Origin of the sequence: Aequorivita sp. KMM 9714 (assembly GCF_011065475.1) — a bacterium.
In the GTDB taxonomy this organism is placed as follows: domain Bacteria; phylum Bacteroidota; class Bacteroidia; order Flavobacteriales; family Flavobacteriaceae; genus Aequorivita; species Aequorivita sinensis.
This window is the reverse complement of record NZ_JAAGRO010000003.1, coordinates 220,520-235,869: the sequence shown is the minus strand read 5'-3', so window position 1 is coordinate 235,869 and position 15,350 is coordinate 220,520. Positions and strand designations below refer to the sequence as shown.

The 15,350-nt window shown below is 34.5% G+C and carries 14 protein-coding genes; 3 read left to right on the top strand and 11 right to left on the bottom strand.

Annotated features, from left to right (window positions below):
- Positions 1-41: 41 nt before the first annotated feature.
- The 4 genes from G3A46_RS09845 to G3A46_RS09830 all read right to left on the bottom strand — a co-directional run bounded on the left by G3A46_RS09845 (position 42) and on the right by G3A46_RS09830 (position 3,834).
- The gene (locus G3A46_RS09845) at positions 42-1,118 is read right to left on the bottom strand and encodes a hypothetical protein (RefSeq protein ID WP_165149364.1); all 1,077 of its coding nucleotides are present in this window, start codon (positions 1,116-1,118) and stop codon (positions 42-44) included.
- A gap of 159 nt (positions 1,119-1,277) precedes the next feature.
- Complete coding sequence (locus tag G3A46_RS09840) at positions 1,278-2,051, bottom strand: hypothetical protein (RefSeq protein WP_165149363.1); 774 nt, start codon at positions 2,049-2,051, stop codon at positions 1,278-1,280.
- Positions 2,038-2,604, bottom strand: coding sequence for an RNA polymerase sigma factor (locus G3A46_RS09835; protein ID WP_165149362.1), 567 nt, complete (start codon positions 2,602-2,604; stop codon positions 2,038-2,040). Before G3A46_RS09835 ends, G3A46_RS09840 begins: the two co-directional genes overlap by 14 nt.
- 252 nt (positions 2,605-2,856) lie before the next feature.
- Positions 2,857-3,834, bottom strand: coding sequence for a polyprenyl synthetase family protein (locus G3A46_RS09830; protein WP_165149361.1), 978 nt, complete (start codon positions 3,832-3,834; stop codon positions 2,857-2,859).
- A gap of 320 nt (positions 3,835-4,154) precedes the next feature.
- Between G3A46_RS09830 and G3A46_RS09825 the strand changes: the two genes are divergently transcribed.
- Entirely contained in the window at positions 4,155-4,961 is an 807-nt protein-coding gene (locus tag G3A46_RS09825; RefSeq protein WP_165149359.1) for a choice-of-anchor J domain-containing protein, read from the top strand.
- A 231-nt stretch (positions 4,962-5,192) separates the two neighbouring features.
- Positions 5,193-6,005 carry a choice-of-anchor J domain-containing protein gene (locus G3A46_RS09820; RefSeq protein ID WP_165149357.1) on the top strand — a complete coding sequence of 271 codons (813 nt, stop codon included), beginning with the start codon at positions 5,193-5,195 and terminating at the stop codon, positions 6,003-6,005.
- 51 nt (positions 6,006-6,056) lie between these two features.
- Here the strand turns inward: G3A46_RS09820 and rlmN are convergent, their stop codons facing one another.
- The gene (rlmN, locus tag G3A46_RS09815; RefSeq protein WP_165149355.1) at positions 6,057-7,097 is read right to left on the bottom strand and encodes a 23S rRNA (adenine(2503)-C(2))-methyltransferase RlmN; all 1,041 of its coding nucleotides are present in this window, start codon (positions 7,095-7,097) and stop codon (positions 6,057-6,059) included.
- Between the two features lie 209 nt (positions 7,098-7,306).
- On the opposite strand from rlmN, the gene G3A46_RS09810 reads away from it, so the two are divergent.
- Positions 7,307-8,224 carry an FISUMP domain-containing protein gene (locus tag G3A46_RS09810; RefSeq protein ID WP_165149353.1) on the top strand — a complete coding sequence of 306 codons (918 nt, stop codon included), beginning with the start codon at positions 7,307-7,309 and terminating at the stop codon, positions 8,222-8,224.
- A 131-nt stretch (positions 8,225-8,355) separates the two neighbouring features.
- On the opposite strand, the gene G3A46_RS09805 is transcribed toward G3A46_RS09810, so the two are convergent.
- The 6 genes from G3A46_RS09805 to G3A46_RS09780 all read right to left on the bottom strand — a co-directional run bounded on the left by G3A46_RS09805 (position 8,356) and on the right by G3A46_RS09780 (position 15,350).
- Positions 8,356-10,014, bottom strand: a complete 1,659-nt coding sequence (locus tag G3A46_RS09805; RefSeq protein WP_165149351.1) for a T9SS type A sorting domain-containing protein — start codon at positions 10,012-10,014, stop codon at positions 8,356-8,358.
- Positions 10,015-10,234: 220 nt separating this feature from the next.
- The gene (gene queA, locus G3A46_RS09800) at positions 10,235-11,284 is read right to left on the bottom strand and encodes a tRNA preQ1(34) S-adenosylmethionine ribosyltransferase-isomerase QueA (protein ID WP_165149349.1); all 1,050 of its coding nucleotides are present in this window, start codon (positions 11,282-11,284) and stop codon (positions 10,235-10,237) included.
- A 216-nt stretch (positions 11,285-11,500) separates the two neighbouring features.
- Positions 11,501-12,766, bottom strand: a complete 1,266-nt coding sequence (locus tag G3A46_RS09795; protein ID WP_165149347.1) for a 3-phosphoshikimate 1-carboxyvinyltransferase — start codon at positions 12,764-12,766, stop codon at positions 11,501-11,503.
- Positions 12,766-13,005, bottom strand: a complete 240-nt coding sequence (locus tag G3A46_RS09790) for a hypothetical protein (protein ID WP_139855973.1) — start codon at positions 13,003-13,005, stop codon at positions 12,766-12,768. The genes G3A46_RS09795 and G3A46_RS09790 overlap by 1 nt, the downstream gene beginning before the upstream one ends.
- On the bottom strand, positions 13,006-13,332 hold the full coding sequence (locus G3A46_RS09785) for a nucleotide pyrophosphohydrolase (RefSeq protein ID WP_165149345.1): 327 nt from the start codon (positions 13,330-13,332) through the stop codon (positions 13,006-13,008). It abuts the gene before it with no gap.
- Positions 13,332-15,350 (bottom strand): transglutaminase domain-containing protein, encoded by a 2,019-nt coding sequence (locus G3A46_RS09780; RefSeq protein ID WP_165149343.1) that lies wholly within the window; start codon positions 15,348-15,350, stop codon positions 13,332-13,334. The genes G3A46_RS09785 and G3A46_RS09780 overlap by 1 nt, the downstream gene beginning before the upstream one ends.

Below are 15,350 nucleotides of genomic sequence, written 5' to 3'. Positions count from 1 at the left end.
CTTGCAGGTTAATAAACAAACGAATAAAAAAGAGATTTTGGCTACTCCAAATCAAGCCTTAGGCCCAATGAAACATTGTGTTGATCCACAGCGTTATTTTTAAAGATGGTATTAAGGTCGTATTTAGCATAAATTGAAGTGGCTCCCCAACCTATATAAGCACTTAATCCATAAATAAAATTATTAGTGTTGTAATTAGCTTTCAATTTTTGTTTCTGATTTTCACCATCTTCTTCAAATTTAAGTTTTTGACGAGCGCCTAAATTAATTCCTCCATAACCTCCAATCCCAAATTTGAATTGATCACGGGTTACATATCGAAAATAATCGTCGTGTTCAATCTTTTTTGAAGGTCCAAATTCAAAATGAATCGGAATTACTAAGTTGTCCATTCTAAATTTTGACTTTTTTAAATTTAGCGGATAGGTTTGAAGTTCCGTTTGCTCCCCTGTATCTACAAAAATTCTGTTATCGGTTGGTTTAAGTCCGTTAAACTGAAATGCTAGACCATACCTAACTCGCAACCAATTAGAATTATCGAAAACACGAGTTTTCCAAGTCCACCCTAATTCGGTAAATCGACTACCAGCAACTTTAAAATCTGAATCCTCCAAGGATTCTCCTGAAGTAACAACATTATTTAGTCCAACCGCTATATAACCATCTGAAGTTGTGCGTCTGTCATAAACCACTTTCTTTTCTTTACTTTTAACCGAAACCCCAAAAACCCGAGTGTTATTAGCATCTTCATTACCAAAACTGATAGCCACGTAGGCTTTATCTTCATTTTCTCCTGATTCCCCGTTACGCTTGTATAATTCCATTTTATTATCAACAATAGACAGTCGATTTTCTATATTTAATGCGTGTTTTTTAGCGGCGGCATTTTTTAAGATTTCGGCCTCAGCTTGATTGATGCTTCCTGTTTCAAGACGTTTATTAATATTTTCGACTTCAATTTTTAGGGCATTCTTTTCCTGTTGAACTATCTCTTTTTTAACACGAGAGAATTTTTCGACGACACTTAGTGAGTCCACTTGTTTTTCCTGTGCCTGTGAATAATTACTGGCAAGAAAAAACATAGTTAGGGCTGTTGAAATTGTGATTAATGATTTCATAATTGTTCAATTTTTGATTAATGATGAATGATATTTTTTAGTCGGTAGTCTTTGGTTGGTAGACGATGGTTGGGGTAGTTTTATCTATTTAATAATGAAATTTGATTAAAATTTTAGAAATTTCAAGAACCTCTCGACTGCGCTCGAGGTGTCATTTGCTCAATCGTTTCTTTCAATAACTGCGGTTCTAATTTTTATAAAACCTTCGCCTAGAGCGTCGAATACTTTATCGCGGAAACTCTTTTCTAGTTCCCATTCCACTTCCTGTAGCAAGGCGGTAGCATCTACTTCAGGAGCATTGAGAATTTTTTGAGTTTGAATTTCACGGCGCGCTTTATTTAGCAGATCTTCAACTTCAGTTATACTTACCTCGTTATTGTTCTGCTGTAATTCCTTTACAGATGCAATTACCTCATCTACCTTGGCGTTAATAAGCTCTTCTTCAAACGAATTCTCCTTTTCAGTATTTGCAAGAACTTTAGTTTTATCAATTTTCTTATCAATTTCAGATTTTTTAGTACCCGTTGACAGAGGTGATTCTGGGCTTGACGTCATTAAATTTGAATTTGATTGCGACTTTTCTTTATCCTTATTTTCTTCAGGTTTGTTTACATCAGAATTATATTGTGTCGAAACATATTTTTGAGCATCTTCACTATCCGGAATGATTTTTAAATCGTTATCAATTGATTTTTCATCTAAACTTTCTGTTACAATTTCATCTTTAACTTCAATTGTATTAGTATAGAAAACTGAACTTAAAATTAGGATCCCAATAACACTTGCCGCAACATAATACCACAATACAGTTTTCTTTTGAGGTTGTTCTGCATTCAGCTTTGCTTGTAGCTTATCCCAAGCCTTTTCAGAAGGTTTTAACTCCCTCGACTCTAACTTTTCACGAATATTATCTTCTAATTTATAAGGCGCCATAACTTAAGTTGTTTTGTTGTTTCACTAAATCTTGAAGCATTTTTCGAGCTTTAAAAAGCTGCGACTTAGATGTATTTTCACTTATTTGCAATAACTCTGCAATTTCCCCGTGTTTATATCCTTCAACTGCATAAAGCACAAAAACAGTTTTATAGCCATCAGGAAGACTATCTATAATTTTCTGAATTTCATCAGTTTCCAACTCCGTTTCGATATAAGTTGAATGCTGGGTTGTATTATCTATTTCCTGTTCAGAAACAAAGTGTAATTTTTTGTCTTTCCGAAGTTGAGAAATACTTTCGTTTACCATAATTCTACGAATCCAACCTTCAAAACTTCCTTCATTATTATAGTTACATAAATGGGTAAAGACTTTAAAAAAACCTGAAAGCATTACCTCCTCAGCCAACTCGATATTTTTTAAATACTGTCTACAAACGCCTAACATTTTAGGGGCAAACATATCATACAGCTCTTTTTGAGCTCGGCGATCGCCATTCCCTGCTTTGGCAATTAACTTTGAATAATTTTTATGTAATGGGATAATTTTCAAAATACGCTTCGCTGATTAGGGCTTCTATTTATATAGACGCAAGTTTTTGAGAAATGGTTGTCTGAGGAATGAAAAAGTTTTCTAACTTCAGCAATAGTATACTGTAAGAAGCACAAAAAAAGAGCTTAGTATAAAGATTTAGTCGGGACTGAAGCTTGATTATTAAAAAATCATCTTTAATTTGACTAAAGATTTTATTTAAAAAAAATATGAAAGTTAATCGTTACGCTACTGTTTACTGAATACGGAATACTATTTCTTTCTATCAATAACGTAATTAACCATCAATTCTAGTGATTCTTTATAAGGAGAGTTTGGATAAGAATCTAAAAGCTGCAACGCCTCTTGCTGATAGTCTTTCATTCTAGTAACCGCATATTCAAGTCCGCCGTTGTTTTTCACGAAAGCGATCACTTCATTTACGCGCTTTTTGTCTTTATTGTGATTTTTTACCGAATTGATAAGCCATTTCTTATCCCTAGGTGAAGCATTATTTAGAGCGTATATTAAAGGTAGTGTCATTTTCTGTTCCTTAATATCTATCCCTGTAGGTTTCCCGATATGTTCATTTCCGTAATCGAATAAATCATCTTTTATCTGAAACGCGGTTCCTATAAGTTCCCCAAATTTTCGCATCTTCTCTACCTCTTCATCTGGAGCCATAACCGAGCGAGCACCCATAGCACAACAGGCGGCGATTAAAGTTGCTGTTTTCTGTCGGATAATTTCAAAATAAACTTCTTCAGTGATATCGAGTTTACGTGCTTTTTCAATTTGAAGTAATTCGCCTTCACTCATTTCACGAACAGCGACAGAGATAATTTTAAGTAAATCGAAATCATTGTTATCAATAGAAAGCAACAAACCTTTGGAAAGGAGATAATCCCCAACTAGTACGGCAATTTTATTTTTCCAAAGCGCATTTATGGAGAAAAATCCACGGCGGCGATTACTATCGTCTACTACATCGTCGTGCACTAAAGTTGCTGTATGTATAAGTTCGATAACAGAAGCTCCACGATAAGTGCGTTCATTAACATTCCCTTGCCCGGTCATTTTCGCGATAAGGAATACAAACATCGGTCTCATTTGTTTCCCTTTTCGATTTACTACATAGTGAGTAATTCGATTTAGCAGAGAAACTTTTGAAGACATAGATTGTGAGAACTTTTTTTCAAAAAGCTCCATTTCTTTTTCAATCGGTAGTTTAATGCGCGAGACTATCTTCATAAAGCCCCAAAGATAGTTAAAAATGAGTGATGATTTTCAAGTGAATTTAGCAGTGAATGATTCAAATAAATAAACATATATCAAATATTTAACACTTCTTTTTAAAGCCCATTCTCCTAACATTTCACACAAACCTCAATTAAATTGATAAAAAAATAAGTTTTACATCAAAAACATATGTGAAGAAAATCAATTTCACATAAATAATAATAAAAAAATACGGATTTGAACCGCGGTGTTAAAACCTCTAAAAGCCCCGTGAAATATGGAATCAATCTTTACATTTGGTAAAATTAATTTTATAACAAATAATATTTACAATGAAAAAAATTACTTTTTTAGCTGCATTATTTGCAGGTTTTGCTATGAATGCTCAAACTGTTTTCTTTGAAGACAACTTTGACGATGAAGATGTTTCTGATTGGGAAGTTTATGATGAAGATGGTGACGGATACAATTGGGCAGATTTCTTTTATATTACAGGTACAGATGGAAACCCTGTTACTCCTATTTCTTTAATTTCAAGCTCTTGGTATTTTAACCCATTAACTCCAGACAACTGGATCGTTTCTCCTGCAATCGATTTATCTACTGCTTCTGGAAGTGTTGAATTGAGCTGGAAAGTTTCAGCTGCTGCTGCAACATGGGATAATGAAAAATACAGTGTTTACGTTGGTACAAGTAGCGATATCACTGACCTAGGAGCTTCTAACGTTACTTTTACTGAAGTTTATGATGATCCAAATGATGCTGGAACTCAATACACTCGTACTTTAGATGTTTCTGAATTTACTGGTGAAACTATCTACGTTGCTTTTAGACATCACGATGTTACTGATATGGATTACATCTCTATTGACGATGTAATGGTATCTGGTGTTTTAGCTGTAGGAACTAACGAATTTAAAGGATTCCAATATTCAGTTGCTAACAACGCATTAAACCTTTCATCTAACACTACAATGAATAGCGTTGCTCTATACAATATGTTAGGACAGCAAGTTGTTTCTCAAAAATTAAACAACACTAATGAGTCTGTAAATATTTCTGAATTACAATCAGGTGTTTACATCTCTACTGTTTCTATCGATGGAGCTAGCAAGTCATTTAAAATTGTAAAGAACTAATTTACATTTTAGCATAAAAAGAAACGCTTATTCATTACTTTTTTTTCGCGAAGAAAAGCATAAACAACTATGCGCTTGCCGGAAAATCAAAAAAAATGCTAAACTTAGATATTGCTATTACACTTCTCTAAAAATATCAATAAATCTGTTAGACTTTTGGGAAACATATTTACAATCACGTCTAATTCATATTTTTGGAAGCAAACAATTAATCCCTTAACACTTTACAACATGAAAAAAATTACTTTATTAGCAGCAATAGTTTCTTGCTTTGCTATGACAGCACAATCTAATTATTTCTTTGATGATTTCCAGGATAAAGATATTTCTGATTGGACCCTATTAGATGAGGACGGTGACGGATATTATTTTATTCCTTTTGATCCGACTGTTAATCAAAATGGTGATGAAATTTATTTATCATCACAATCTTTTGATGGCACTCCGTTAACACCTGACAATTATGCGATTTCCCCAGCAATTGATGTAACAGGAAATGTATCACCCATACTAGGATATTTAGTTGGTACGCAAGATACTTCCTATTATAATGAAACTTACACCGTATATGTTTCAACTGGAAACACCGTGGCAGATTTTATGAATACTGACCCTTCAGTTACGGTTAGTTTTTCTGAAAACATTGGTGAAGATCCTTGGGCAAGAGGAACGTTTGTACCAAGAAGCCTTGATCTTTCATCTCTAGCTGGAGCTACCACTCTGTATATTGCATTCAGACATCACGATTCTACGGATCAATTTATCATTAATTTTGATGATGTAAGCCTTACAGATGTTTTAGCTGTAGGAAGCAATGAGTTTAATGATTTCAACTATTTTGTTACAAACAGTCAATTAAACCTTTCATCAAACTTCGCTATGGAAAATGTTGCTCTATACAATATGTTAGGACAGCAAGTTGTTTCTCAAAAATTAAACAACACTAATGAGTCTGTAAATATTTCTGAATTACAATCAGGTGTTTACATCGCTACTGTTTCTATCGATGGAGCTAGCAAGTCATTTAAAATTGTAAAGAACTAATTTACATTTTAGCATAAATTGAAAAGAGCGGCCTATAGCCGCTCTTTTTATTTACTGTTTGTTCGCCAACTGTCCGCAGGCAGCATCAATATCTTTTCCTCTACTTCGTCTTACCGTAACAGGGATATGGTTGTGCTCTAAAGCCTCAATATAACCGTCGATAACGGTTGATGAAGCCTGTTGGAAATTTCCATCGTCAATCGGGTTGTATTCAATAATATTTACTTTACACGGCACATATTTGCAGAAAGCCACAAGCGCCTGTATATCTTCCCATTTATCATTTATATCCTTCCAAACAATGTATTCGTATGTAATTTTACGATTGGTTTTACTGTACCAATACTCCAGTGATTCTCTAAGGTCTTCTAAGGTGAAGCTTTTAGCAAATGGCATGATTTGCTCTCTAGTTTCTTGAACTGCAGAATGCAAAGAAACAGCAAGGTTGAATTTCACTTCATCATCAGCAAGTTTCTTAATCATTTTTGGAACCCCAGAAGTTGAAACGGTGATCCGTTTAGGCGACATTCCCAAACCTTCGTCACTAGTGATCTTTTCAATAGACTCTAGTACGTTTTTATAGTTCATCAACGGTTCACCCATTCCCATAAAAACAATGTTGGAAAGCGGTTTGTTATGATACAACCTACTTTCTCTATCTATAGTAACCACTTGATCATAAATTTCATCTGGGTTTAGATTTCGCATTCGCTTTAACCTAGCGGTTGCACAAAATGAACAATCTAAACTACACCCAACTTGCGAAGAAACACACGCAGTAGTTCTGTTTTTAGTTGGAATCAACACCGATTCGACCACAAAGTCATCAAACAACTTTACGGCATTTTTTATAGTTCCATCACTACTTTTTTGAAAGTGATCAACTTTAATGTGATTAATAACGAAGTTCTCGTTAAGATGCGCTCGCAATTCTTTTGAAAGATTAGTCATATCGTCAAAACTATGACTCCCTTTACTCCATAACCATTCATAAACCTGCGTCCCACGGAAGGCCTTGTCGCCAATGCTAACAAAGAAATCTCTAAGTTCTTCTTTAGATAAGGCTCGTATATCTTTCTTCTGTTCTATCATGTTGCAAAATTAGGTTTTTTAAAACAAAAAAGCCTCTTTTCCAATTTGGAATAGAGACTGTTAAATAAAGAAGTAAATTAAAATTAATTTAATTTTAATTTTTGGTTTCAAGAAGTCGATTTTTAAGTAGATTTTTTTGTTTTTAATCTATAGATTTACTCTTCAATTTAACATATTAAGTAAGCTTTATTAATTCTTAAAAAAGTGTGATGAAATTAAAAAACCTCATAGTTTTATTACTTTTTTCAAATCTAATATTCCTAAATGCAAATGCACAAGTAGGGATTGGAACCACAAATCCTCATTCATCTGCCGCCCTTGATGTATCATCTAACAATAGCGGTTTTTTACCCCCACGAATGACAACCTCTCAGAGAAATGCTATAACTAATCCTGTTGCCGGGTTAATGATTTATAACTTAGAGGAAAACTGCATAAACTTTTGGAATGCTAGTGAATGGATAAGCCTCTGTGGTGATTCCGCTACCACTTTCCAATGTGGCGACCCTGTGACTTTTACTTATAAAGGAACATCAGTAACCTACGGCACAGTAGAAGGTGCTAATGGGAGATGTTGGTTGGACCGTAATCTTGGTGCTTCGAGAGTGGCTAATAGCAAAACAGATTCAAACTCCTATGGTGATTTATTTCAATGGGGGCGATTGGATGATGGGCATCAAACTAGAACTTCTAGTGTTACAAGTGTAAGAAGTAATAATGATATTCCTGGTCACAATAAATTTATAGCAAGTCAGTCATTTAACGACTGGAGAAATCCTCAAAATGATGCACTTTGGCAAGGGCTTAACGGTATTAATAATCCGTGTCCAAATGGATTTCGACTACCTACAGTTGATGAATGGCAAACTGAAGTAGCAAGTTGGAGTTCGTCAAATGCCAATGGCGCATTTAATTTCCCACTTAAACTTACAATAGGTGGAGAACGCTATACTTCATCTGGATCGTTACTTGGAGTTGGAGAAAGAGGTAATTATTGGTCAAGCACCATAATAACCGGGTTTCCTAAATTATCTAGTAAAGTGTATTTATCCAATACCTCTGTATTTACAGACGCTGGTGACTATCGTGCATTTGGAGCATCAGTTCGTTGTATTAAAGAGCAATAGACCTAAGTATTAGTATTTAAGTTTTTCAACATCCTTTTAAATTCTCTATCAGAGAAACCAACCTACAAACAAAAAAGCCTCTTTTCCAATTTGGAATAGAGACTTTTAAACAATATAGAAATTAGAGGGGGTTAGTGTTTTATTATAATTTTTTTTGTCATTGAATCGTTGTTGTCCTGGTTTACAAGGTAAAGAAAATAAATACCTTCCGATATATTATCTACTATTATTGTATTCATCGTATTTGATAATGATCCTGAGTTTATTTCTTGCCCTATCACATTAAACAACTGATACCTTAAATTAGGATAGCGATTGTTTAAAACTGTTAACGTAGTACTGGCAGGATTTGGGTAGATTAATAATTTCCCCAAATCTTCAAAATCAGGCACATTAAGATTGTTTTGCAGAGTTTCTATACTTGTTTGTCCAGATTCAATTGGGTCTAACCAATCAACCAATCTAGTTTCAGGAGTTGTACCGGAATTCCAAGACACACCAAATCTACCATATAAATCGTAGCCGTTATTTGTTTCTAATCCTAAACAAGCCGATTCCCCAGCGTATAGCTGACCTATAATTTTACCGTTCTCATTAAATAATGGTGAACCTGAAGAGCCGCTTTCCGTAGTTCCTATTTCCCAACCATTTCCAGATCCTTGAGACCCGCCTCCAATTATCCATGCTTTAGTTCCGTTGGCATCAATTTTTTGAGCCCCAGAATCGTCTCTACACACTTTCATAATATCTCCTTGAGGATGGTGTATCCCTACTTCAAACAATGGGTCGGTATCTAAATTATCCCAACCTGCAAAAGCAACGTCCCAAGAATTTGGAATGTCATCGTATAATTTCACAAGAGCAAAATCGCTTAAGCTATTGTTGGCTTTTAATTCTGCACCACTTATGGTAAAGTTTGTTTGTATATCACTACTGTCTTCTCCTGTTCCACAAACAGGGTTTGGACTTACCCAATTAAAACGCACAGTCCAAAAGGAAGGGTCGCTATTATCAAGACAATGGTTAGCAGTAAGCAAATAAGGTGTTTTATCGTTTCGGGTGTTATTGATTAATGCAGAAGAACATAACAATCCATTCCCGAGGTTTAGTAAAGCAACAGATTTTTTCAATAAATCTTTTTTCTGATCGAAGTCATTACCAACTGAACAATTAACATCGTAATTACAATCGCCAGACTCATTTATTCCTCTAGAATTATTGAGCATAGTATTTATTGCAGTCATTCTGTATCCGTGAATCACACTCCTTAATTGAAGTTCTGGTTCTCCTTCTACGTTTGGGGGTTGGTAATATTCTATCCAAAGAATATCTCCTTCAACAAACCAAGTACCTATCCGGCCATCATCTCGATTTTGATGACTAGTAAACGTTGAAGTTATATCGGTATGTTCATTATTAAAAAGTTGCAATCTAGAACCTGCAGGCAAATAAAACTTATCGAAATTCACGCTCAAATTTACCGCTTCTGAAGACTGAATCGTTGCCTGCCATATTTTACCTCCATTAGGTAATACAGTCCAAAGACCATTATGTTGCATATCTAATCTAACAGGAATTTCAATACCATACCGCCAAGGCATGCTTTTATCTTGATCGTTTACCTTGTCTTCTCTATTTATAGTTTCTAAATCTATAGTAGGTAACTCGACTATACTGGGTGTGGACTCCATATTCAATCCCCAACTAACAGGTAGCGGTTCTCCATCCCCTTGTGAAAAGGCGTAAAGAAAGGTGAAGCATAAAATGAAGAAAAGAGTAGTTTTTTTCATTCAAATATCCGGTTAGTCTTAAATAGAAGAGACTAAGGTAATTTTTTATTTCCACATTTGAAAACCAAAGACTTACAAATACACTGTACTAACTTTAATTATTTGTGAAATATTCAAAATACCCCGCTATAATGATGATAGGATTAGGATATTATTTAAAAATTAGGAATAAAAAAATCCCGATTTTAGGTCGGGATTTTTCTGATATCTTAAACAGTTATTAGATGATTAACATTGCATCACCATAAGAGTAGAAGTTATATTTTTCTTTAATTGCTTCCGCATAAGCTTCTTTAAGGAAATCGTGACCAGCAAAAGCTGCAGCCATCATCATTAAAGTAGATTTCGGAGTGTGGAAATTCGTAATCATCGCATTTGCTATACTGAAATCATAAGGAGGAAAAATAAACTTATTTGTCCATCCAGTATATGGATTTAAGCGGAAGTTTGATGAAACAGAACTTTCTAAAGCTCGCATAGCAGTAGTACCTACAGCACAAACACGCTTTTTACGCTCTAGACCAGCATTAACTATATCTGCAGTTTCTTGACTAATACTCATTTCTTCTGAGTCCATTTTGTGCTTAGAAAGGTCTTCAACCTCAACAGAACTAAATGTACCTAAACCAACGTGTAAAGTAACCTCAGCCATATTCACACCTTTAATTTCTAAACGCTTTAAAAGGTGTTTTGAAAAGTGTAATCCTGCAGTTGGAGCAGCAACAGCACCTTCAACTTTTGCGAATATCGTTTGGTAACGCTCAGCATCTTCTGGCTCAACGTCTCTCTTTATGTATTTTGGAAGTGGCGTTTCTCCTAATTCAGTTAATTTATTTCTGAATTCTTCATAAGATCCGTCAAAAAGGAAACGAAGTGTTCTTCCGCGACTTGTAGTATTATCAATAACTTCAGCTACAAGAGTTTCATCATCACCGAAATAAAGTTTATTTCCAATTCTAATCTTTCTAGCTGGATCTACTAAAACATCCCAAAGACGCGTTTCTGAATTTAATTCTCTAAGAAGAAAAACTTCAATACGCGCTCCTGTTTTTTCTTTATTTCCGAATAATCTTGCTGGGAATACTTTAGTGTTATTTGTTACCAACACATCGTCTTCCTCAAAATAATCGATTAAATCTTTAAATAATTTATGCTCAATAGTTCTCGTTTTTCTGTCGAGTACCATCAATCTAGATTCGTCACGGTTTTCTGCAGGATATTCTGCTAATAATTCTGGTGGAAGTTCAAAATTGTAATGTGATAGTTTCATTCCCATAATGCATCTTGTCTTAAGGTTTTTAAAAGGTTGCAAATATACAACCTCAAGATAGGCGTTGTCAAGTAATTAGCACTTTATTTTGATTACACCCTATGTTTGCTGGGCTTGCAGAGAGTCGTAAAAACGTTTATTTGTTAAATGATTGCCAATATTATGGGTGCTAAAAAATCTAAAATTTTTATTTAGCAAGAATACTTCAAATGCCATTTATGGAATTAAAGCTAAATCAATTCCGAATTTTTGTAAGTCATTCCAAAAATTTGGGTAAGATTTTGATACAACCTCTGCATTATTAATTGTGAGATTAGTCTTTAAAAATAATGGTGCAAACGCCATCGCCATTCTGTGGTCTTGATAGGTTTCTATTACAGCATTCGTTTTTATTGAAGTAGCACGCTTTAGAGTTAATGAGTTTTCATCTACTTCTACTGTAGCACCTAACTTTTCTAGCTCAGTTTTTAAGGCTAAAAGTCTATCTGTTTCTTTGATTTTTAGGGTGTGTAGTCCTTTTAGTTTACAAGCAATTCCCAATCCAAAACAGGTTACCGAAATCGTTTGAGCTAGATCTGGGGTGTTTGATAAATCGAGGCTTAAAGAAACTGGTAATCGGGTTTCAATTTTCGAAATTGTAATAGATTTCTCTGCATCATTAAATACAGTTTTTACGCCCAATGCCCTATAAATTTCATCCAAAGCTGCATCGCCTTGTAAACTATCTTTTATATAACTCTTTAAAACTACCTTTTTTGTGGCATTTTCACCCGAAAGCGCAATTAAGCTATAAAAATATGAAGCAGAACTCCAATCAGATTCTACAACTAGAGATATATCTTGAATGTTTTTTGTTGAAGAAATAGTTATTTCATTTTTGTTGAATTGGGCCTTTACACCTATTCTTGTTAACAATGAAAGTGTCATTTCGATATAAGGAAGTGAAGTGGTTTTTCCTTCTAATGTAACATTCAATCCATTTTGAAGCATTGGCGCCACCAGCATTAATGCCGATATATACTGACTACTAACGTTAGACTGAATTGATACATTTGTTTTCTGAAGATTTCTTCCTTTAATCTTTAAAGGTGGATAACCATCATTTTTAAGATATTCTATCTCAGCTCCTAAGCTTCTAAGCGCATCTACAAGAATTGCTATAGGGCGTTCTTGCATTCGCTTACTTCCGTTGAGTGTGATTTCTGAACCTTCTTTTACTGCAAAATAAGCTGTAAGAAATCTCATTGCCGTACCTGCATGATGTACATCTACTTCTCCATTAGCAACTTGAAGTCCTTTTTTAAGTACCTCAGTATCGTCACTATCTGAGAGATTTTCAATTGAAATATTAGGAAACTGCGCTTGAAGAATCAACAATCTATTCGATTCGCTTTTAGAGCCACTAATATTAATTTCAACAGAATTATTACTCGGTTGTAAGGCTCGAGTGTGAAAACTTCCTGATTCTAGGACAGCCTTCATTATCTTTGTTCTTTCTCTTTAATCTTAGCTCTAAATTTTCCAAAGGTTACAAAGAAACCATAAACAAAGCCCGCACCGAGAAGTGTAAGCATAAACACCAATGGATTTCTTTCGGTAAAATAAGCCATGTCAAAACCTTCTATTGCCCACTTAATTAAAGCAAACAAAATAGCAAAGGACACTGCTAATGATATTACCGATTTCCAAAAACCTTTGGTGTTTATTACTTTCTTAAACATTTACTTTAATTTTTCGTTGTTGTGGTGCCTATCGTGATCACGCTTTGTCTTAATATCTAGTTTTTTATTAAAAGCTTCTTCAAGATCTACGCCTGTTTGATTTGCAAGACAAAGCACTACAAAAATAACATCTGCTAGCTCTTCGCCCAAATCTTTATTTTTATCGCTTTCTTTTTCGCTTTGCTCCCCGTATCGACGGGCAATAATTCTAGCTACTTCCCCTACTTCTTCAGTAAGCTGAGCCATATTAGTAAGTTCGTTAAAATAACGAACACCATGTTCTTTTATCCAAGCATCTACTGCTTTTTGTGCGTTTTTTATATCCATTATGCTTTTGAAAGTACTACTTTTTCGTTTTCTTTTGCTATTAAAAGTTCAAAGAATTTTTTTAAGTTCCCATATTCTTCCGCAGCGATATACGATTGGTTTATTGCAAATTCAACCGATAGCTGAAGTTTGTTTCCTGCCTGTGAAATTAAATAACGATAACTTCCTTGATTTTCACCTAAATTATAAACCACATTTTCAGGTAGCGACTCAACATTATAACCTTCTGGCAGCGATATAGTAACAATATATCTATCCTTCATCGGATATCCAAAATCTATTGGATACAAACGAGTTTCAGTTTTAAAAGGAGTTTCTTCTGTAGCTAAAAATACCATAGGCGAAAAGTAAAGTTTTCCTGCAACATCTTCTATTAAATCCATAGCTTCAAAATCGTATTTCAAAGATACCGGAGCCCCAGGGGAAGCTAAGTTTTCGAACTCTAAGTTAGCTAATTCTGCTGGAGTTAAATCTTTTTCTATTTTTTTTCGCTGTGCATCTTCATTTAAACTTTTAAAATCTGAGCGGTATTTAAATGCATAATTTCCAGTAAACCTACTTTGATTCTTTCCAGTAAGCATTAAATCTGGAGTAATTTCAGCAGCTATCATAGTGCTTTTTACAGCAGGAATCATCGAGCTTAACGACACCCAACTCGAAGTTCCATCTTTCTTTATTACACGACCTTTCCAATTTTGAACACTAGACTTTAAAACACCTATTTCAGCATCTTTATTTGTCGCATCTAAAAGCAATGTTCCTTGAGGAAGTTCTATTCCCGCAATTACATAGTTAAAACCATTACGCGTAGGGAAAAGTGGAATTCCATGAGATTTTGTACTAACCAATACTGGATTGGCTTCTAAATTCGCGTGGCGAAGCATAGCCACCAACATTAGATTAATATCGGCTACATTTCCTGAACCTTTTTTATACGCATTTCTAACGCCTTCATTAGTATAATAACCATTGTAGCCGTTCCAAGTCATTTTATTTAAAACGAAAGAAAAAATACGCCCAATTTTTTCTTCAGAAGAACTAACCCCTTGAAGAATGTTATTTAAATCTTTTTCAAAATAGTTTTTACGTTCTAATTCAGCTCCAAATAAATCTACTCTATATATACTTTTTGAAACATCTTCCCAATTAGTAGCATAGGTTTTTAACGGCGAACCAGGAAAGTCTATGTAACTCATCTCAAATTGTAGGGCTGTGGTGTAATTGTTTAAATTACCTACAAATGCTTCTTCTTTTAAAGCAGGTACATTATCGATATCTACACTGTATGTATCTTCTTTAAACTTTACCTCACGAGTGGTAGTCTCAGGAATTCCACTACCACTTAATGGTCTTAAATCTCTAGTTGTTTGACGGAATGTGATAGATCTTTCTCTAGTAACTTTATCTACTTTATATGGCACCCACCCTCTTTGGTGTGTTTTATAAATGAAATATTCTGGAGTTTTGAAAACCATATTCACCTTGTCTATCGGAATTGTTTCCTGAAATTTAAACTCATCTATATTAAAGATAAAAGGTGAATTAATTGTGTATTTATACTCTATTACAGCACCTTCGCGAACAGCTGGCATTGTAATTTTTGTCTGTGTGAGATACTTAGAAGTTTCTTCTTCAAAAATTCCATCTTTTCGAAGCTTTTCGTCTTGTACCTTTCCATTTTCGTCCAAGTAATAAGTGTTTCCTCTCAGTCCTAGGAGCTTGTCTTCCCCTTCACCTTTGTACAAATTAATTTCGGCGTTTGCCCAATCAAAACCTTCTTTGTTGTAAATCTTTACTCTTTCGAAGTAATCGGTAACCATATACCACCCTGAATCTTGATTGTATTGAAATTCGGTTTTTACTTCTCGATACAACACTGCAGCGTTTGCAGAAGGATCTGTCGGGTGTTCTTTTTGAAGTAATTCTTCTTTAGAAACCTTTCCAAATCTATAGTCTTGCGCTACTGAAATATTCAAAAAGCACATAGTAATTATTACTGAAAGTAGATTGGTTTTCAT